The sequence below is a fragment of the Acinetobacter bohemicus ANC 3994 genome, assembly GCF_000367925.1.
Lineage (GTDB): Bacteria > Pseudomonadota > Gammaproteobacteria > Pseudomonadales > Moraxellaceae > Acinetobacter > Acinetobacter bohemicus.
Genome location: NZ_KB849176.1, coordinates 649209 through 668307, shown reverse-complemented (window position 1 = coordinate 668307; position 19099 = coordinate 649209). Strand labels below are relative to the sequence as shown.

Annotated in this window: 19 protein-coding genes and 1 tRNA gene; 10 read left to right on the top strand and 10 right to left on the bottom strand. The window is 38.1% G+C overall.

Translation table 11 applies throughout. From position 1 onward, the window contains the following. The first annotated feature begins 638 nt into the window (after window positions 1-638). Window positions 639-1805, top strand: a complete 1167-nt coding sequence (gene metK / locus F994_RS15910) for a methionine adenosyltransferase (protein WP_004651638.1) — start codon at window positions 639-641, stop codon at window positions 1803-1805. 53 nt (window positions 1806-1858) lie between these two features. Here metK and F994_RS15905 read toward each other — a convergent pair whose 3' ends face one another. Then, on the bottom strand, window positions 1859-2104 hold the full coding sequence (locus F994_RS15905) for a hypothetical protein (protein ID WP_004651636.1): 246 nt from the start codon (window positions 2102-2104) through the stop codon (window positions 1859-1861). Between the two features lie 324 nt (window positions 2105-2428). Between F994_RS15905 and F994_RS15900 the strand changes: the two genes are divergently transcribed. Then, on the top strand, window positions 2429-2614 hold the full coding sequence (locus F994_RS15900; protein WP_004651635.1) for a hypothetical protein: 186 nt from the start codon (window positions 2429-2431) through the stop codon (window positions 2612-2614). On the opposite strand, the gene F994_RS15895 is transcribed toward F994_RS15900, so the two are convergent. Further along, window positions 2611-3246, bottom strand: a complete 636-nt coding sequence (locus F994_RS15895; protein ID WP_004651633.1) for a LysE family transporter — start codon at window positions 3244-3246, stop codon at window positions 2611-2613. The genes F994_RS15900 and F994_RS15895 overlap by 4 nt on opposite strands. Window positions 3247-3391: 145 nt before the next feature. Next, window positions 3392-3979, bottom strand: coding sequence for an FxsA family protein (locus tag F994_RS15890; RefSeq protein ID WP_004651632.1), 588 nt, complete (start codon window positions 3977-3979; stop codon window positions 3392-3394). 122 nt (window positions 3980-4101) lie between these two features. Between F994_RS15890 and ruvC the strand changes: the two genes are divergently transcribed. Continuing rightward, the gene (gene ruvC / locus F994_RS15885; RefSeq protein ID WP_004651631.1) at window positions 4102-4647 is read left to right on the top strand and encodes a crossover junction endodeoxyribonuclease RuvC; all 546 of its coding nucleotides are present in this window, start codon (window positions 4102-4104) and stop codon (window positions 4645-4647) included. Here the strand turns inward: ruvC and F994_RS15880 are convergent. From F994_RS15880 to F994_RS15870, 3 genes are read right to left on the bottom strand one after another with little or no spacing between them, the layout of a single operon-like run. Then, window positions 4644-4985: a hypothetical protein gene (locus F994_RS15880; protein ID WP_004651630.1), complete on the bottom strand. Its 342-nt coding sequence runs from the start codon at window positions 4983-4985 to the stop codon at window positions 4644-4646. The two genes, ruvC and F994_RS15880, sit on opposite strands and share 4 nt — an antisense overlap. A 36-nt stretch (window positions 4986-5021) precedes the next feature. Further along, complete coding sequence (locus F994_RS15875; RefSeq protein WP_004651629.1) at window positions 5022-5297, bottom strand: acylphosphatase; 276 nt, start codon at window positions 5295-5297, stop codon at window positions 5022-5024. Beyond that, window positions 5290-6780, bottom strand: a complete 1491-nt coding sequence (locus tag F994_RS15870) for a bifunctional ADP-dependent NAD(P)H-hydrate dehydratase/NAD(P)H-hydrate epimerase (protein ID WP_004651628.1) — start codon at window positions 6778-6780, stop codon at window positions 5290-5292. The genes F994_RS15875 and F994_RS15870 overlap by 8 nt, the downstream gene beginning before the upstream one ends. Window positions 6781-6801: 21 nt before the next feature. On the opposite strand from F994_RS15870, the gene queG reads away from it, so the two are divergent. Both queG and bioB read left to right on the top strand, forming a co-directional pair. Then, window positions 6802-7896, top strand: a complete 1095-nt coding sequence (gene queG / locus F994_RS15865) for a tRNA epoxyqueuosine(34) reductase QueG (protein WP_004651626.1) — start codon at window positions 6802-6804, stop codon at window positions 7894-7896. A 301-nt stretch (window positions 7897-8197) separates the two neighbouring features. Then, complete coding sequence (bioB, locus tag F994_RS15860; protein ID WP_004651625.1) at window positions 8198-9187, top strand: biotin synthase BioB; 990 nt, start codon at window positions 8198-8200, stop codon at window positions 9185-9187. A 400-nt stretch (window positions 9188-9587) separates the two neighbouring features. Here bioB and F994_RS15855 read toward each other — a convergent pair whose 3' ends face one another. Next, window positions 9588-9812, bottom strand: a complete 225-nt coding sequence (locus tag F994_RS15855; RefSeq protein WP_004651624.1) for a hypothetical protein — start codon at window positions 9810-9812, stop codon at window positions 9588-9590. A gap of 943 nt (window positions 9813-10755) precedes the next feature. After that, window positions 10756-10832: transfer RNA gene (locus F994_RS15850), tRNA-Ile, on the bottom strand. 801 nt (window positions 10833-11633) lie between these two features. Here F994_RS15850 and F994_RS15845 point away from each other — a divergent pair. After that, window positions 11634-12197 (top strand): 1-acyl-sn-glycerol-3-phosphate acyltransferase, encoded by a 564-nt coding sequence (locus F994_RS15845; protein ID WP_004651622.1) that lies wholly within the window; start codon window positions 11634-11636, stop codon window positions 12195-12197. 113 nt (window positions 12198-12310) lie between these two features. Then, window positions 12311-13060: a YebC/PmpR family DNA-binding transcriptional regulator gene (locus tag F994_RS15840; RefSeq protein WP_004651621.1), complete on the top strand. Its 750-nt coding sequence runs from the start codon at window positions 12311-12313 to the stop codon at window positions 13058-13060. A 404-nt stretch (window positions 13061-13464) separates the two neighbouring features. On the opposite strand, the gene F994_RS15835 is transcribed toward F994_RS15840, so the two are convergent. Beyond that, window positions 13465-13935 (bottom strand): Lrp/AsnC family transcriptional regulator, encoded by a 471-nt coding sequence (locus F994_RS15835; protein WP_004651619.1) that lies wholly within the window; start codon window positions 13933-13935, stop codon window positions 13465-13467. A gap of 144 nt (window positions 13936-14079) precedes the next feature. Continuing rightward, window positions 14080-14844, bottom strand: coding sequence for a glutathione S-transferase family protein (locus F994_RS15830; RefSeq protein WP_004651618.1), 765 nt, complete (start codon window positions 14842-14844; stop codon window positions 14080-14082). A gap of 381 nt (window positions 14845-15225) precedes the next feature. Between F994_RS15830 and F994_RS15825 the strand changes: the two genes are divergently transcribed. Genes F994_RS15825 through F994_RS15815 form a run of 3 tightly spaced genes read left to right on the top strand, consistent with a single transcriptional unit; the run spans window position 15226 to window position 19086 of the window. Next, window positions 15226-16428: an SfnB family sulfur acquisition oxidoreductase gene (locus F994_RS15825; RefSeq protein ID WP_004651617.1), complete on the top strand. Its 1203-nt coding sequence runs from the start codon at window positions 15226-15228 to the stop codon at window positions 16426-16428. A gap of 10 nt (window positions 16429-16438) precedes the next feature. After that, window positions 16439-17662 carry an SfnB family sulfur acquisition oxidoreductase gene (locus tag F994_RS15820; protein ID WP_004651616.1) on the top strand — a complete coding sequence of 408 codons (1224 nt, stop codon included), beginning with the start codon at window positions 16439-16441 and terminating at the stop codon, window positions 17660-17662. Beyond that, window positions 17662-19086 (top strand): LLM class flavin-dependent oxidoreductase, encoded by a 1425-nt coding sequence (locus F994_RS15815; RefSeq protein ID WP_004651615.1) that lies wholly within the window; start codon window positions 17662-17664, stop codon window positions 19084-19086. Before F994_RS15820 ends, F994_RS15815 begins: the two co-directional genes overlap by 1 nt. Window positions 19087-19099 lie beyond the last annotated feature (13 nt).

The following is a 19099-nucleotide window of genomic DNA, read 5'->3' as shown; positions in this document are numbered from 1 at the left end:
CACATCAGTTTTGCTGATTAAACTATGGGAAATGGGCGGATTCATCCTATTCAAAATGAATGGATGACATCTTGAATAGATGACGTGCCCTTTAATGCCGCTTGATAAAATTTAAATAGGTCGTACACAAATCCATCATCTCTTTCTGTTTAAGTCCTTTTATACCCTTTTGCTTATATTCTTTGCTTGATAAGCATAATAAAAAACCAAACATGAATAAAATTCACTTTTACATAAAATAAATGAAAATATTGAAATTTAAACTTCTTTATTGGAGCTAATTTTGTCCATGACATTTATTTAATTCCGTTCTTTCAAATTCTATCTTTAGTGTTTTATTTTACTAAATACATGATATTCATATTTATTATTTAAATTTCACTTTCATTTTTTAGCCTCTATCCTTCAAAAATAAATTATTTTTAATGAATTCGGTTATGCAGCATTTTAATTTTTTTAACCGTATATCTTTAACTTTAGCTGTTCATTTTGCTTGCTTATCAGTTTTATAGATGCATATATCAATTAAAAAGTCGTGAAATTGAAATAATTTCAGTCATTTTTGTCGTATGGAACTGGTCCAAAAGTCTAACTCGATGTAACATATTGCGTCTTTTGAATTAACTGTGATAGGACTTATGCGCGAGTACGCTGTATTTACCTCGGAATCTGTAAGCGAAGGCCATCCAGATAAAATGGCTGACCAAATCAGTGATGCTATTTTGGATGCAATCTTAACAGAAGACCCATTTGCACGGGTTGCTTGTGAAACGCTTGTCAAAACAGGTGCTGTAGTACTTGCGGGTGAAATCACAACAACAGCAAATGTTGACTTTGAAGCGATTGTACGTCAAACCGTAAATGGCATTGGCTATCATCATTCTGACCTCGGTTTTGATGGTACAACCTGTGCGGTCATTAACATGATTGGTAAACAATCTCCTGAAATTGCTCAGGGTGTTGACCGTCAAAAACCTGAAGATCAAGGTGCTGGCGACCAAGGCTTAATGTTTGGTTATGCAAGCCGTGAAACTGACGTTTTAATGCCTGCTCCTATTTCTTATGCACATCGCTTAATGGAAAAACAAGCTGAACTACGCCGTAATGGTCGTTTGCCTTGGTTACGTCCAGATGCTAAAAGTCAGGTGACTTTTGCCTATGAAAATGGCATGCCTGTTCGTTTAGATGCGGTTGTATTGTCAACCCAACACGATCCTGAAATTACTCAAGCAGCTTTAAAAGAAGCCGTAATTGAAGAAATTGTGAAAAAAGTGATTCCTGCTGAAATGTTCCATGCAGGCACCAAATTCCACATCAACCCAACAGGGATGTTTGTGATTGGCGGTCCTGTAGGTGACTGTGGTTTAACGGGTCGTAAAATTATTGTCGATACTTACGGCGGTATGGCACGTCACGGCGGTGGTGCTTTCTCTGGTAAAGATCCATCTAAAGTGGACCGTTCTGCTGCCTATGCAGGTCGTTATGTTGCAAAAAATATTGTTGCAGCAGGTCTTGCTGATAAATGTGAAATTCAAGTGTCTTATGCTATTGGTGTAGCAGAGCCAACTTCAATTTCAATCAATACATTTAATACAGCGAAAGTGTCTGAAGAACTGATTATTCAATTGGTTCGTGAACATTTTGACTTACGTCCATACGGAATTACCCGCATGTTAGACTTAATTCAACCCATGTATAAGCAAACTGCTGCCTATGGCCACTTTGGCCGCGAAGGTTCAGACACTGCATTTACTTGGGAAAAAACAGATAAAGTGGAAGCGCTTAAAGCATCTGCTGGACTGTAATTTTGCAACAAAAAAAGCCCACGTCATGTGGGCTTTTTTTGTTGCAAAAACACTCATTGCTTACTACTCTCCCCTTGTTGCAAAACGGTTAATAATGAAGTTTGAACCGGTGTTTCTTGATGATTCTTTAAATAAACATGAACAACTTTAAAAACAATCACTGCCGCTAAGCAGGTTAAAATACAAAAAATCCAGAAGCCATACGGACTTCTAATATTATGCGAACCACAATCGATACATTCTTTATCAGTTGATTCAACAACCCGATTACAACAAGCACAATGGTATTGATATAGCATAAGGCTGCTCCTACATTACGCATTTTTGTTTTTATATTTCCATCATGATCTATGATGATGTGTAATATTCATAAAATAGTATGTGAGTCTGCCTACAGATACAATACTGTTTATCCATAGATAAAAAAGCCTGTGAAAATATTGTCCCAAATTTCCGATATAAGCACTTTATTTATATTGAAAAATATGAATGCCTAGTAAGCTGACATGACATTGTTTGTAACACAATGGAATAACGCAAAATTTAAAGATTAACCTGCTAAAACCCACATTCTGTCTACCTTTTTCGTTAAAATAACAGGCCATAATTTAGAGTTTATGACGATGCAACTGATTAAAAAAGGTGGTTTACGCGAACGCGCAAACCGTAGTCGCAGCTACAAAGGTTCAGAAAACACTGAAACAACCTTAAAACCAAATCGTTACTCTCAAGTCAAAAAAAATGAGGAAATAACCACGGTTACTCCCCCACCCATGCAAATAAATGACGACTCTACGCAACAAAACTAAAGCAGCACCAACACGTCAGACCACAACCAAAGGGCAAAAAGCAGGAATAGTCCACCTGAAATAATATCGATATAACTACCTGAGCACTGATATGCCTGTTTTATTTTAGGCATGGATAAAATCAGCATTAACCCTGTAAACACGATAAAAGTCTGAACTGGAATAATCAGTGCCAACTGGGTTTTTAAATGACCTGATGCGGCAGAACTTAAAGCCAACGAGAAGACGCTGCTAAAATAAATCAATGTTTTAGGATTGGCTAAGTTGGTCATCAATCCCAACATAAAATAATTTTTCGTATCTAATCCAGTTACTTTTACATCTTCAGGGGCTAAGCTTTGCTTACGTTGTTTCCAACCGCCATTTAACATTGCCCAGCCCATACGAGCCAAAAACAATCCTCCAACAAGCATTAGAATTTGTTGTATCCATGGAAACTGTTCGATCAGTACAGTAAAACCAAGCAGCGTTAATACCACCCAAACCACAATACCCACCGAAATACCCAAAATAATTTTTAACGTATTTGCCCTTGAAGTTGACGCTGAACTTTTAGCAATCAATAAAATATCGGGGCCGGGGCTAAGCTGTGCAACAAAATGGAGGGCGCAAATGGTCAAAAGCAATGACATAGAAATATGGGGATTTTTTAAAAAGAATATTATATCGTTTGTTCAATTTTTTGCATGTCACCTGCCCCAAATTCAACCTATAAAAACAGGGACAATAAAAAAGCCGAATCATTAGGATTCGGCTTATAGAAAAAGATAAATAAATTTATTTATTTACGTCTTTCATTTCAATTTTTTGCACATCAGGTGTGATTTCACGTGCTTCACCATCAATAATACTTGAGTCCTGACGCTGTGAACCGCCTTGTTGTTGCATGTCTTGCATTTGGCGCATTAAGTCTGCAAATGGGCTTTGACCTTGAGCACCACCGCCCATCCCCCCCATACCATTCATATCGCCCATCATGCCACCCATCATTTTTTCCATCATGGCTTGCTGACGTTTTGCCATTGTTTTCATCATGGCATTTTTAAAAATATTTTGAACACTTGGAATCAAAATTAATACGGCTAAAACATCGGTAATCAAACCGGGAATGAGCAAGAAAAATCCTGCTAAAATTTTTGGCAGATTTGAAGTTAACGCAGGATCACCTGTCATTTGCCCCGCGCGCATTTGCTGCATCTGAGGCATTAAACCGGCCGAATATTTACGAATCAAATTCATACCCATAAAAAAGGCAGCAATAAACCAGAAAAACACGTACCACATACTGCCGACGAGGTCACCCACGCCAATCCAGACAAATACTTCTAGAATTAAGCCAGCCAAAACAATAAGAAATAATTTCATAAAAATTAATCTAATCTCAACAAAATAAATAGGGTGCAATATTCAAGCGCTTAATCAGGATCAAGCTTTTTTGATACGCTTATGTAACAATATGGGCATTATTCTATTTTTAAAGTCTTTGTATGTCATTAATTATTGGTATCGATCCGGGTTCTCGCTTAACTGGCTACGGTATTATCGAAAAAGATGGGCAAAAATTGACTTTTGTAGATGCAGGAACCATTCGTACCGAAACCCCAGAAATGCCAGAACGCTTGAAACGCATTTTTGCTGGGATTGAACGTATTGTTAAATTTCATGGCCCAACCGAAGCTGCGGTCGAACAAGTATTTATGGCACAAAACCCCGACTCTGCACTTAAACTGGGCCAAGCACGTGGCGCAGCCATTGCCGCTTTGGTCAATTCAGACTTACAAGTGGCTGAATATACTGCCCGACAAATCAAACAATCAGTTGTTGGTTATGGTGCCGCAGATAAAGAACAAGTTCAAATGATGGTGATGCGTATTCTGAATTTAACTATTAAGCCACAACAAGATGCTGCCGATGCTTTAGCCGCTGCAATTTGCCATGCACATGCTTCGGGCAGTATGAGTAAAGTGGCCGTGTTAAATGTATTAGGGGGTATGGCACGCGGTCGTAGCCGTTCAAGTAGTAGAAGACGTTAACTCGCTATTTGCAGATAAGGCGCAAAATCTTTACGCATTTCCCGAAGTGAAGGTTGCTTGGGATAGGTGAAAGTCATTCTGCGCCCGAAATTTCTCATATTCTTTTTCTGATTGGGATCAATTCGGATTAAAATCAATTCATCTGGCTGATGACCTTCACTGACTTCACAAATCATAATGGTTTGGTTTCTTTCAATCACGTGATACTGACTAAACTCTTTCTGCACAATCTCCTTAAACGACATTTTGCTTGGGCTTGCATGTGCACGTTGGGTATAAATCACTAGAAAAATACAAAATACGACAACTATTGCCACGACCCAATATTTATCCATCATTTTCACCTTATCTTTTTATTTTTATAGCAGTTAGCTTTAGCTCAACATTGTAAATACGATAAAATCCGGTTCATGATCTAAAACAATTTGAATCACTTTAACCACTTCTGCATGTGGTGGTCCATCATAGCTACGAGAAATCAAGTCTTGAAGTACATCAAAGTCCCCAACAATCACGGCTTCAACCTCACCTGTCGCTAGGTTTTTAACATAACCTTTTAACTCTAGTGCCAAAGCCTGCTGCTCAAACCAACGACGATAACCCACACCTTGCACCCGACCTTGAATGATGAGTTTGATCGCTTTATTCATTATCATGCCGCATATTGACCACATGATAAACGGCTTCATTCATATGATGTGCCTGCAACCCACGCATCCCTTTTACAGCCAACCAATCACCTGCCAAAGCATGCAGCGTCACAATTTCATGTAAATGGATTTGATTGCCGCATTGTGCTTTTAAGCTTGCAATCATCCCTGCCAATACATCCCCCATTCCACCGGTTCCCATCCCCGCATTGCCGGCAGTACAAATCCAAAGTTGATCTTCCAAAATCAGGCTTCCCGAACCTTTCAGCACCCACTGCCCTGCATATTTTTCTTTTAATGCATGAATAGCTGCAATTCGATCATTTTCTATGTCTTGAATCGAACAATTTAACAATTTTGCAGCTTCACCGGGATGCGGTGTTAAATATGAATCTGCTTTTAATAATTCAGGATGATCGGCTAAAAACCAAAGTGCATCAGCATCTAATACGACCTGCAAATGTTCAGCGCTATTTATTTTCGGGAACCATTTGAAATATTGTTGTTCTGACCACGAATCACGCCCCAAACCCATGCCAAAACTGACCACATCGACATGATCTAATAATGATTGAATCTCTGCCTTGGTCAACGCATTGATATCCCGCAGCATAATATTGGGTGAACGCGCCAAAATAGCTGTGTGATGTTTCTCATGGCAAACAATGGTCACTTTGCCTGCACCCGCACTAAAGGCAGCTTCAGCAGCCATCATCACTGCACCGCCCATATCGGCATGTCCACCCACCACAAGTACATGACCATAACTGCCTTTATGACCAAAAGCCTGACGCTCGGGCAATGAAATGATATCGGGTGAAAGCTGAGCGATAGGTTCCAACTCTACGTCTGTAGGAATCATGGAAATGACTTCCACCTGACCTGCAAACTCCTTCCCTTGTCCCGTAAACAATCCTGCTTTAAGACCCAAGACGGAATAGCAATAATCGGCTTTCATCGCACAAGGTAAAGGCTGCCCAGTATTGGCATGCAAGCCGCTCGGAATATCAATCGCTATTTTCAAGCCCGTTTGAGCATTAATGCTTTGAATAATTTTTTGCCAATCTGTACTTAATTCACGGTTTAAACCAATACCAAATAACGCATCGATATAACCGTCATATTGTTTTTGAAATTCAAAACCCGCATAAATCTTGATTTCTGCATCGACAGCTTCTTGATAAGCCGTATGTAAATCGGTTGATGCACCTAATTCAGCTGCATAAATGTCCACATCAAAACCGAATTGTTTTAAATATTTTGCGCCTAAGTAACCATCACCCGCATTATTCCCCTGCCCACAACACACAGCAATGTTTTGTATTTGACGTTGTTTTAAAATGGGAACTAAACGCTGCGAAATCATCCAAGCAACTTGCTGCATCAAAGCATAAGAACTGTTTTGTTTGGCAAACCAGCGTTGCTCCCATGCTTGAATAGTTTGGCTCAAATAAACTGGGCTATGATAAACTTGTTGATGCATTGTTTTCCCTTCTTATACATTATGGCTTCATCTACACCGTCACAAAAAATTCCCTTAGATCAAAATGATCCTGAGGCACTCAAAGCATGGATTAAAGCGCAAGCTTTGGAATTAGGCTTTAGTGATTGTGTCATTGCCAAACCTGATGCTCAAGAAGAATTGCCGCGTTTTAAGGAATATTTAAAACGGGGTTATCATGGCGATATGAAGTTTTTGGAAGAAAATTTAGAAAAACGTGCTGATCCAACCTTACTGGTTCCCGGCACCAAAAGCATTATTTGTGTACGAATGAACTATTTGGTGGAAACACCTAAACCGCGCTATGTCCCAGATGAACCTAATTTAGCCATTATTGCGCGCTATGCTCGTGGTCGGGATTATCACAAAGTGATGCGTGGTCGTTTAAAAACACTAGCCAGCAAAATTCGTGAAAAAGTGGGTGATTTTGAATCACGTCCCTTTGCCGACTCGGCACCAATATTTGAAAAATCTTTAGCAGAAAGTGCAGGTATGGGCTGGACAGGTAAACACACCTTATTAATTCACAAAAAATCAGGTTCATTTTTTGTATTAGGAGAGTTATTTACCTCGCTAGATTTACCTTTTGACTCCCCGACAACCAAACATTGTGGTTCTTGCACTGCCTGTATCGACATTTGTCCAACACAAGCCATTGTTGAGCCTTATATGCTCGACGCACGCAAATGTATTGCTTATTTAACCATTGAATATCAGGGTATTATTCCCGAAGAGTTACGCCGTGGCATTGGTAATCGTGTATTTGGTTGTGATGACTGTCAGTTAATTTGTCCGTGGAATAGTTTTGCTAAAAAAGCCACAATTGAAGATTTTAATCCACGACACGATTTAGATCAGAGCAGTTTACTGGATTTATGGCATTGGGATGAGACCACCTTTTTAGCCAATACTGAAGGCAGTCCACTACGACGCACGGGCTATCAAAGTTTTATGCGTAACATTGCAATTGGGTTAGGTAATGCCCCTTTTTCTGATGAAATCATTGCAACCTTGCAACAAACGCGTGAACAATATGATGAGATTGTGCAAGTCCATATTGATTGGGCAATTCAAGAACAATTGACCAAATCTTGTTAAATCCAAAGCAAAATAAATGACGTTTTCTGTGTTTTTATCTTTGCCAGATATTAACAAAGTTTCCACTGTGGAAAAAAAATAGTATCCAGTTCACTGCAACTCCCAAAATGGCACTAAAAAATATTGTGACTATATTTACAATAAATAGCCTTACTTTGTAACTAAATTATCAATCTCATAATTCATAATATTGACAAAAAACCATCGATAGATACTATAATATTTGGTTTTTTATGCCTTTAGATTTCATATAAATTAGGTATGATAAATAATAAATAATGATGATTATGGATTTTCACCAATGAATGTACGTAATGACTGGTCACGTGAAGAAATTCAGGCTTTATATAATCAGCCCTTTTTAGATTTAATTTTTGAAGCACAGCGCATTCATCGTGAACACTTTGATCCAAATACAATCCAAGTTAGCACACTGCTTTCAATCAAAACAGGTAAATGTCCTGAAGATTGCAAATATTGCTCACAGTCAGCACGTTACGATTCAAAACTTGAAGCCGAAAAACGCATTGCTGTAGATAAAGTGATTCAAGAAGCGAAAGAAGCATTAGCTTCTGGTTCTTCACGTTTTTGTATGGGTGCTGCTTGGCGTAACCCACACGAACGTGATATGCCTTATGTATTAGAAATGGTCAGCGAAGTTAAAGCATTGGGCCTAGAAACGTGTATGACTTTAGGCATGCTCAATCAATCACAAGCTGAACGCTTAAATGAAGCAGGTTTAGATTACTATAACCATAATTTAGATACATCACGTGAATATTATTCACACATTATCAGTACCCGTACTTTTGATGATCGTTTAAATACTTTAGATTTTGTCCGTCAAGCTGGCATGAAAGTCTGTAGTGGCGGTATTGTCGGCCTAGGCGAAACCCAACAAGATCGTATTGGTTTATTGCATGAGTTGGCAACTTTAGCTATCCACCCTGAATCTGTCCCTATCAACATGCTGGTTCCAATTGAAGGCACACCACTTGCTGATGTGGAAAAACTAGATGTAACAGAATGGATTCGTACGATTGCTGTTGCACGTATCATTATGCCAAAAAGTTATATTCGCCTTTCTGCTGGACGTGAATCTTTATCTGATTCTGATCAAGCCTTGGCATTTATGGCGGGTGCGAACTCTCTTTTCTCTGGTGAAAAGTTGTTAACAACCCCAAATGCAGGTGAAGGCCGAGATAAACAATTATTTGATAAGTTAGGTTTGGTTGCTGAAAAAGCCAAACCACGTATTCAAGAATTATCTGTAGATGCAATGGCAAGTTAAGTAATTCATAGCAGCCATTTGTAAAAAAGCCCCTTGTGTAATGCCAGTCAGTTAAGAAGTTGACTGGCTTTTTTATTTTAAACTCATGATGTTATTCGATACGGGGAAACGTCATCCGCAACTGTTCGAGGCAAAACTATTTTAAAAAAATAAGGTTTCTGCGATTTATTAATCAATAAAAGAAATTTGGCGAGTTTTGCGGTGAGGCGCACTGCGCCGCAAGATGCCTTTCTTGCGAAGCTCTGCTTCTCATTTGGGCTTATCCAAAGTAATATATGAGCTCCAAGTATTGGATTTAAAAAATATAAGACTCCGTTGTGAAAAACTAAAAAGTTAAGGAGTTTATTACCAAACTCCTTAACTGATCAGCACTACCTTATGGGCTTTTTTATTAATTTCATTATTCTGCAAAGTTATGTGTTGTAATGAGAATGCCATAGCTTGCATTTAAATAATCACCTGTCCGAATACTATCGATTCCATTGGCATGATGTACCAGCAATTCTTGAGTAATCGCATCATAAGTAAAAGAATCAAAACTATCTTGATGATGACATAACCACGTCAATGTATCCGGCAAATGCTCATCCACAATATAAGTTTGTGCTTTAAAATCTTTGTTCATTGGTATATTTCTATCTAGCTTAGGTGAAGATTATTGCTTCTACGCTTAAAAAAAGCTGTATTGCACAAAGCGATGATGAGTAGCTGATTCAATTCTATGATGTTCCAATGACGAAACCAACTCCGGAAACCCACCATATGATCAATTGCTCTCGATACAATTAAGAGTTTAAAATTTTGAATTAACCGTTTTTCAAACTCAATAAGCACCCAATATACCAAACTAGGAAGCAAGCAAGAACAAAATCAAGCCTATTCAAATGCAGCGATTCAATACTGTTTAAAATTTTAGAAAAATAAACATAATAATGTCGCTCAACTAAAAGTTGAAAATATTGAAGAGCAATCACATACCATTTTACTTGTTCATTATTACTATTTTTGTTACCTAAAAAACTAAAAAGTGAGCTTAAAGCTCACTTTCTACCACTATCAATTAAAGTTATTAATTAACCTTACTCTTGCTTCATTCCCTATGTTCTCCTATTTCTTCCATGTGCTCATGTTCATAAACGTGTAAACAAAATAATCTCAGTAGCAATTGAAGCATTTTCTAAATTTCCTTCTGCTTATTTTTTAAATTTAGCTTACTAAAAATACATTTCATCCTAAAATGTATCTGTGATTAAAAAATCACATTTATTTATTAACATATTTTTTTGATCATGCAAACACCTTGCAATAATTATTATTGTAAAGTACAAAATCAAAACACTTTTTAGTCATAAAGTGTGAGTTACTTACTACTTGACACTAATGTGATTCGAAAAGTGATGAAATAAATGCTTAAGTAGATTCATTAGCATCCATTTAGTGCAGAATGAAAAACAAAGTAGTGCAAAAAAAGCCGAAAACTTACAGCTGAAAACTTACACAGAGTGCTTACATAAATTCAGACATTAAAAAACCACTTAGGATTAGTACACCTAAGTGGTTGTTTTATATGGTGGGCCCAGACAGACTTGAACTGTCGACCAACGGATTATGAGTCCGCTGCTCTAACCAACTGAGCTATAGGCCCTTATAAGCTGAATTTGTTATATATCAACAAGTTCAAGCGAGGCAATACTAACCAAGATTGTTTCAAAAAACAAGCATTTTTGTTTCCACTTGCACAGTAACACAGCAATTCTTTCATACATTTATTTTAAAGCTTATCTTTTAATCAAGTCCTAATCGTATCTTCAATATTAAGACTTGATATTATTCATATTAATCTAGCAAATTTATTATATTCAACGGATCATAAATGCCAACTCATCTACCCCTGTATTAAAATTAGCGCTGATCGAACAATCAATGAATTATACCTATAAAGTCTAAATAAAAGAATTCAACAATAATGCAAAATAATACTTTAAGAATAAAAGTAAAAAAAAATTAACGTTCCATCTACTTAAGAACCAAAGTTACGTTTTTTACGAGATTCCACACAAATTTCGATTAAAGACCATACAACGACCAACATAAACAACCCAAAAGCCAATAGAAAAGCTGAAAAATACATCATTCTTTTCATCCCTTATTAAACATATGCCAAAGTTGAACAACTTGTTCAGAAGCTCTTATCTTAGACAAAAGTCTAATAGGTATTGATTGATCTGGATAGTCATTTTAAATCAAAATTAAGTCTTAATTTATATCATGTTATTTATTTTAAATATCAATTAACGCTCATTTATATATATAAACAATTAATATAGCCATTTTCCAAACATATATAGACAAATGTATTTATTTGTCATTTTAAGCTTATATGCTCTTGACTCTAAATCAGAACAAGCAGAAATTAGCCCACTTTCATATTATCTAATTTCCTTCTATGTTAAAAAAATTTATTGGTGAATCTGCATTTAAACTTGCGGGATGGAACTATCATATAGAACCAGATGTACTTGAAAATAAACAAGTGATTGTTGGCTTTGAACATACATCTATGTTGGATGCTGTGCTTTCTTTAGCTCTGTTCCAAATTTTTGATATGAAAATTCATACCCTAATTAAAAAAGAATTATTTAAAGGGCCAATGAAACCATTATTAGAAGCGCTTGGAGGAATTGCGGTCGATCGTAAATCCAATCAAGATATTGTTTCGCTTATGGTTGAGCATTTTCAACAAAATGAAAAATTCAACTTGGTGATTGCCCCAGAAGCGACCCGTGCCAAGGCAGGTGAAGCGCGACGTCCAATTCGTACTGGATTTTGGCATATTGCCAAAGCAGCAAATGTCCCTATTGTTTTAATGTATGCCAATTCAAAAACCAAACAAGGCGGAATTTTAGGGAAAATCTACCCAACAGAGATTAACCATGACTTAGCGCTGTTAAAACAACTTTATAAAGATAAGGTCGGTTTGGATATTATTATCCCTGAAGCTAAAAACTAAGTTCTATTTGTTTAAAAACTCAAAAGCTAGCCCTTTCTAAGAAAAATGGGCTTATGGTAGAATTTAACACATTCGATTAGGCATACAGCCAATCTACAAGGAGCATATTTCGCATGGCGGGTCATTCCAAGTGGGCTAACATTAAGCATCGCAAAGCAAAACAAGATGCTAGCCGTGGTAAAGTTTTTACCAAATACATTCGTGAATTAACCACAGCTGCAAAACTCGGTGGCCCAGATGCGGGAAGTAACCCTCGTCTACGTGCTGTTGTTGAAAAAGCATTATCTGTAAACATGACACGTGATGTGATTAACCGTGCCATTCAACGTGGTGCGGGTGGTGAGGATAACGACGATTTAAAAGAAGTTACCTACGAAGGTTATGGCGTTGGCGGTGTTGCAGTATTGGTTGAAACCATGACTGACAACCTGAACCGTACTGTGCCTGATGTTCGTCACTGTTTTTCCAAAACCAATGGTAATTTAGGTACAGCAGGTTCGGTTGCCTATCTATTTACTAAACGTGGTGAAATTACTTTTGAAGATGTTTCTTTAGAAGATAAAATCATGGACGTGGCTTTGGAAGCTGGCGCTGAAGACATTGAAGTCGGTGAAGATGAAATCTTAGTCATCACCACACCTGAATCTTTTGGTGATGTTCAAGATGCTTTAAATGCCGCAGGATTAAAATCCGATAATGCTGAAGTGGTGATGAGCCCATCAACCAAAGCTGAAATCACGGACATTGATCAAGCCAAAATGATTTTAAAAATGATTGATATGTTTGAAGACCTTGATGATGTTCAAAACGTGTATACCAACGTTGAGTTCACAGACGACGTTTTAGAACAGTTGGATGCTTAATCCAATAAGCTCGCTTTCAATCTGTGATAAAAAAACGCACGTATTCGTGCGTTTTTTTATCTGTTCTTGCGAAAGCTTATGCTTTTTATAATACTGTCTTAATCATATATACATGCACAAACAACACCAACGGCCCTGCCAATAGCAGACAAAAAAGCCAGAGAATACATGCCAATCCCATTCGTAACAGCCATTTTTTGTAAAAGGAAAAGTGCTTAAATAAAGTTGTTGTTCCCCATAACCAAAAAACATATTGAGAAATAAGCAACAAATAATCAAAACAACGATGTGATAACTATTGTCCTGATTGAACATAAATAAAATCGGCTATGAGCCAAATCAATAAATTGATTAAGCCGATATAAACAAACGGACTAAGCTGCACCATCCAAAACCATTACATTTTAAAGCTTGCTGAGCAAACCACTACAGTTAAAGACATTATATTCTTTAATCACAAAACTAGAATGTAGCGCTACAACGTGTTCAATTTTACCAATGCGTTTCAGTAAAATTTCACTGTAATTTTCCATATCACGTGCAATCACTTCCACAATAAAATCCGCAGATTGTCCCGTCACCAAAAATGCGTTAATCACTTCTGGAATATTTTCCAACTCTTCTAAAAACTTGGCAAAAATATCCGTATCATGTCTGCTTAAGGAAACCTGTAACAGAACATGCAGGCTAAAACCCAGCTTTTGATAATTTAAATCACGCTTTAACCCAGAGATAATATTATTTTCAATCAAATGTTTAATGCGACGATGCACCGAACTTACAGAAAGATTAATGCGTTCAGAAAGCTCATTTAGATTAAGATCTTCATTGGTTAAAATTTCAAGAATTTGTTTATCAAAACGATCCAGTTCCATCATAAGCTCCACGATGTTTATATATTTAAGATAATGCACATTATGTTTTTAGAAAGATTCTCAACATAATTTTTAGGAAAAATAAACACCTATTCCCCATCTCTCGACTACAGCTGAGAGATCAAGGTATTTTATTTTACAATGTTAAACGCCACGCCAGTCGACACGGGCATTACGCTCAGTTTGATAAATACGTAATACATATTGACCTAAAGGTAAGTTGGTCAAAAAGGTCTTATATTGCATAAACTCATCGGATAGATTTTCACCATGCTCCTTTTCCCACGGTGTACCTGCAATTTCTAACAACGGCGCAAGCATTGAACAGACTGCAATATCCGCTAGACCGAGGCGTTCGCCAACAAAATAACGGCCATGATTTTCAATGAGACGCTGATTTAAAACATCAACTAAAATATCCATGCGTTGTTTTGATTCAGCCACTTTATCCGAATTAAGTTGATAACCTCTTGAAAGGATTGCCTTCATAATCGGTTTTGAATATTTTTCAAACTGGCGTAAATAGCCTTTTTCACCAATCATAATATCCAACGATTCTGCACTTTCAGTTAAAGTATGCGCTAATCCCCAACGTCGAACATGCATGCCCAGCTCTGACGCTTGCTCATTAATCTCTAGTGCTAAATCACGCTGTTGTACATCAGAACGCAGTAACGAATGCTCTGGATAAACCTCATCTAAATACAATGCAATTTTGGTCGAATCGGCAATCCAGTGCTCTTGGTCACGTAAAATAGGTAAACGATTTTGCCCTGTTTTTAATTGTGCAAATGCACGATGCACACCCGGGATCAAATTATGTGCAACATAGTCTAACTCTTTATGATCGAGCAACCAGCGAGCTTTCTCACAAAAATGAGATAAAGGAAACTGGTATAAAGTTCGCATAAATTCTCCGCAATTTATTTTTTAGTTCTGGTCATCAATATAACCATCAACATTCATCGAATACTTTAGTCACCCTACCTCAGAAATACAATGTACTTTTCTGCAAAAATGGATGTAGACAATTCCATGCTATATCATTTATTTTTATACATTTTTTTCTTTTCATTATCATCAAAGTAGATAAACCGATTAATTAAAACCCCAGCAAAAACCCTTATAAAACAAAATAATGTTGATTTTTAAACACTTAGCATAGTTGAATTTATTCAAAATCTAGCACTTTATTTCTTAAACATCATTTTTCATAAGCTTTGCAAAAGCAATTGCTTAATTTTAAATTCAATTGGCTGTAGCGTTTTGATATCTATTTAAGGTGTCATTATGTCTCATTTAATTTCTGACAATGTTCATGTGGTTGAAAATGACCAAGGGGCGATTAATGCAGCGTATCAAGTTGCAGATTTTGCTCTAGAAGGTCGTAATGAACGTGATCAAAAACGTCTATTGCCTTTTGCTGAAATGGATTTATTCAGTGCAAAAGGTTTAGGTGGAATTCGTATCCCGCAAAAATTTGGCGGTGCTTTTGTCTCCAATAAAACCTTGGCACATGTTTTTCGTATTTTGAATAAAGCCGATTCAAGTGTTGGGCAAATTCCACAAAATCAAATTGCTCTGCTGAATATGATCAATATCATGGGGACAGAACAACAAAAGACATTTATTTTTAATGAAATTTTACAAGGCAAGCGTTTAGCCAATGGTGGCCCAGAACGTCATACCAAAGATACCAAAACCCTCAATACAACTCTAACGATCGAAAATAATCGTTACTTTGTTGATGGTGAAAAGTTCTACTCTACAGGCAGTAGTTTTGCTCATTGGTTGGCGATTAAAGCCATTCATCCCGAAGGTCATGTAGTGCTGACCATTATTAATCGTGAAGCAACAGGCGTTGAAATCATTGATAACTGGAATGGTTTTGGTCAACGTACAACATCGAGCGGTACAGTCAAACTCAATCAGGTTGAAATTGATCCATTTTTAATTTTTGATGAACGCTTACTGAGCAACACAGCAAATTATCGTGGTGCCTATTCGCAACTATTGCAAGTTGCCATTGATGTCGGCATTGCGGAAGCGGCTTTTGCCGACACCTTAACGGCTGTACAAAAAGCACGTCCGATTGTGGATGCCCATGTCGAAAAAGCCAGTTTTGAGCATTACACCCTGCAAGAAGTGGGCAAGTCCAATGTGTTACTCGATGCTGCCATTTTATTACTCGATGAAGCCGCTGAATATTTAGATGAACTGGATTTACTCGATCAAGTCACGGATGAACAAGCAGCAAAAGCCTCTATTTTAGTTGCAGAAGCAAAAATTTATGCCAATGATGCCGCCCTTCATATTTCAGAAAAACTGTTAGAACTCGGTGGCAGCCGTTCAAGTTTAAGTCAGCATAATTTAGATCAGCATTGGCGCAATGCCCGTGTACATACCTTGCACGACCCTGTGCGCTGGAAATTACATGCCTTAGGTGACTATTACCTGAATCACACCTTCCCTGCACGTCACGCTTGGATTTAAGGATAAAAATATGACTTCATATCAAAAACTCTCCCTATCAAAAGATCAATCATTGGCTCAGGCGCATATTATTCAATCCGATGCTGAAGCTTTGGACATTGCACACGCTTTAGCAGAACAGTTTAAAAGCAATGCTATACAACGCGATGCACAGCGCATTTTACCTTTTCAAGAAATTGAAGCATACAGCCAGTCTGGCTTATGGGCGATTACTGTGCCAAAGCAATATGGCGGTGCAGAAGTGTCTAGCCTTACCGTTGCAAAAATTATTGCCTTAATGAGTGGTGTCGATGGTTCAATTGGTCAAATTCCACAAAATCATTTTTATGCTTTGGAAGTGCTCAGAAATACGGGCACAGAACAACAGAAGCAGAAACTCTATACCGAGGTTTTAAAAGGGGCTCGTTTTGGTAATGCCTTAGCGGAATTTAAAACCAAAAATGCAACGCAAAAGCAAACCGCAATCACGCCAACCGAACATGGCTTTGTGGTCAATGGGGAAAAGTTTTATTGCACAGGCAGTTTATTTGCACATCGCATTCCAACCTTAGTCAAAGATCATGAAAATCGTGAATTTTTAGCCTTTATTACACGTGAAAGTGAAGGGCTAGAATTAATCGATGACTGGTCTGGTTTCGGACAACGTACCACAGGCAGTGGCACGGTCAAATTCAACAATGTTCAGGTTGCAGCAGAAGATATTATTCCCTTTGATAGCGCATTTAGCCAAGCAACTTTGGTCGGTCCATTTGCTCAAATCATGCATGCAGCCATTGAAACGGGTATTGCTCGTGCGGCTTTTGAAGAAACCCTGCATCGTGTCCGTCAAGCACGCCCGTGGATTGACTCGGGAGTTGATCAAGCCACGGCTGATCCACTTATTCTATTTGAACTGGGTCGCATTGTTGCCGATGTTCGGGCCAGTGAAGTATTGCTAAAACAAGCGGCTCGTTCTATCGATGCGGCAAAACCGCAGCCCACTGCTGCAAATATTGCCAAAGCCTCGCTGGATGTAGCAAAGGTACGTGCACACAGTACCGAAACAGCATTAAAAGCATCATCTAAGTTAATTGAACTGGCAGGCAGTCGTGGCAGCCAGCGCGAAGATGGACTAGATCGTTTCTGGCGCAATGCGCGTGTACATACTTTGCATGATGCCTCTCGCTGGAAATACTATTTCATTGCAAATCATCTATTAAACGGCGTACTGCCACCACGTCGAGGAACCTTGTAATGACAAATTCCTCAACGCCAAATACGCCAAAAAAAATCTTGCTCAATGCGTTTGATATGAACAGCGTCGGTCATATTAATCATGGTTTATGGACCCATCCACGTGATGAATCTCATCGTTTTAATGAACTGAGTTATTGGACTGATTTAGCACAAACCTTAGAAAAAGGTTTATTTGATGGCTTATTCATTGCCGATATTACCGGTGTTTATGATGTCTATCAAAATGGCATTGAACTCACTTTAAAAGAATCCATTCAACTGCCTAGTCATGATCCAAGCACATTGGTTTCAGCGATGGCAGCAGTAACGCAAAACTTAGGTTTTGGTATAACCGTTAACTTAAGTTATGAATCGCCTTATCAGTTTGCCCGCCGCTTCGCCAGTCTTGATCATTTAACTCAAGGGCGAATTGGCTGGAATATTGTCACTGGTTATTTGGACAGTGCAGAACGACTGATTGGACAAAAAGGTTTAAAAGACCATGACCTACGTTATGAACAAGCCGAAGAATTTTTACAGCTGTGCTATAAGTTTTGGGAAGGCTCTTGGGAAAATGATGCCGTTTTAAAAGACAAAAAACAGCGTATCTTTACCGATCCATCCAAAGTACATCAGGTACAGCATCAAGGGCCGTTTTATCAAAGCCAAGGGGTGTTTCAAGTTTCCCCTTCCGTTCAGCGTACACCGGTGTTATTTCAGGCGGGTGCATCGCCACGTGGTTTAACCTTTGCCACACAACATGCAGAAGGTCTATTTATTGGCGGTGATCGACCAGAGAAAATTAAACAACAGGTCGATCAAATTCGCAATAAAGCCACTGCACAAGGTCGTAACCCTGAAGCAATTAAAATTTTTGTTGGCATTACTGTAGTAACTGCCGAAACGGATGAATTGGCACAACAAAAACTTGCTGAATATATTCGCTATGCCAGCCCTGAAGCGGGTCTAGCGCACTTTTCTAGCTCCGTGGGTATGGATCTGTCTCAATTTGCAGATGATGAAACGATTCCTTATCAGCAGACCAACAGTATCGCTTCAGTCAATAACAAGTTTAAAGAACAAAGTATCAGTAAAAATGATTTAAAAGCACAGCATGTATTAGGTGGACGCTATCCGCTCATCGTCGGTAGTGGCGCGACTGTGGCTGAAAAACTGATTCAGTTGATTGATGACACAGGGATTGATGGTTTTAATTTGACCCGTACCGTCGCCCCTGAGTCACATCATGATTTTATCCAATGGGTCATTCCAGAGCTGCAACAACGTGGACGATATAAAACTGAATATGAAAATGGCAGTTTAAGGCACAAACTTTTTCAGCAAGGTGACCGACTGTCTGCCTCACATCCTGTTCAACAATTTCGATGTCAAAGCACTGCCTCAACTTCGAACTCCAACTTAAACCAAAAACAAACCGCATAAATTTTGAGGTGCA

Bases quoted from the DNA above. Each gene is read 5' to 3' on its own strand.
- F994_RS15830 (WP_004651618.1), bottom strand. From the start codon at position 14,844: ATGCGAACTTTATACCAGTTTCCTTTATCTCATTTTTGTGAGAAAGCT.
- ruvC (WP_004651631.1), top strand. From the start codon at position 4,102: ATGTCATTAATTATTGGTATCGATCCGGGTTCTCGCTTAACTGGCTAC.
- F994_RS15820 (WP_004651616.1), top strand. From the start codon at position 16,439: ATGACTTCATATCAAAAACTCTCCCTATCAAAAGATCAATCATTGGCT.
- F994_RS15880 (WP_004651630.1), bottom strand. From the start codon at position 4,985: ATGATGGATAAATATTGGGTCGTGGCAATAGTTGTCGTATTTTGTATT.
- F994_RS15825 (WP_004651617.1), top strand. From the start codon at position 15,226: ATGTCTCATTTAATTTCTGACAATGTTCATGTGGTTGAAAATGACCAA.
- F994_RS15875 (WP_004651629.1), bottom strand. From the start codon at position 5,297: ATGAATAAAGCGATCAAACTCATCATTCAAGGTCGGGTGCAAGGTGTG.
- F994_RS15890 (WP_004651632.1), bottom strand. From the start codon at position 3,979: ATGAAATTATTTCTTATTGTTTTGGCTGGCTTAATTCTAGAAGTATTT.
- F994_RS15870 (WP_004651628.1), bottom strand. From the start codon at position 6,780: ATGCATCAACAAGTTTATCATAGCCCAGTTTATTTGAGCCAAACTATT.
- metK (WP_004651638.1), top strand. From the start codon at position 639: ATGCGCGAGTACGCTGTATTTACCTCGGAATCTGTAAGCGAAGGCCAT.
- queG (WP_004651626.1), top strand. From the start codon at position 6,802: ATGGCTTCATCTACACCGTCACAAAAAATTCCCTTAGATCAAAATGAT.
- F994_RS15855 (WP_004651624.1), bottom strand. From the start codon at position 9,812: ATGAACAAAGATTTTAAAGCACAAACTTATATTGTGGATGAGCATTTG.
- F994_RS15840 (WP_004651621.1), top strand. From the start codon at position 12,311: ATGGCGGGTCATTCCAAGTGGGCTAACATTAAGCATCGCAAAGCAAAA.
- F994_RS15815 (WP_004651615.1), top strand. From the start codon at position 17,662: ATGACAAATTCCTCAACGCCAAATACGCCAAAAAAAATCTTGCTCAAT.
- F994_RS15895 (WP_004651633.1), bottom strand. From the start codon at position 3,246: ATGTCATTGCTTTTGACCATTTGCGCCCTCCATTTTGTTGCACAGCTT.
- F994_RS15835 (WP_004651619.1), bottom strand. From the start codon at position 13,935: ATGGAACTGGATCGTTTTGATAAACAAATTCTTGAAATTTTAACCAAT.
- bioB (WP_004651625.1), top strand. From the start codon at position 8,198: ATGAATGTACGTAATGACTGGTCACGTGAAGAAATTCAGGCTTTATAT.
- F994_RS15845 (WP_004651622.1), top strand. From the start codon at position 11,634: ATGTTAAAAAAATTTATTGGTGAATCTGCATTTAAACTTGCGGGATGG.
- F994_RS15905 (WP_004651636.1), bottom strand. From the start codon at position 2,104: ATGCTATATCAATACCATTGTGCTTGTTGTAATCGGGTTGTTGAATCA.
- F994_RS15900 (WP_004651635.1), top strand. From the start codon at position 2,429: ATGCAACTGATTAAAAAAGGTGGTTTACGCGAACGCGCAAACCGTAGT.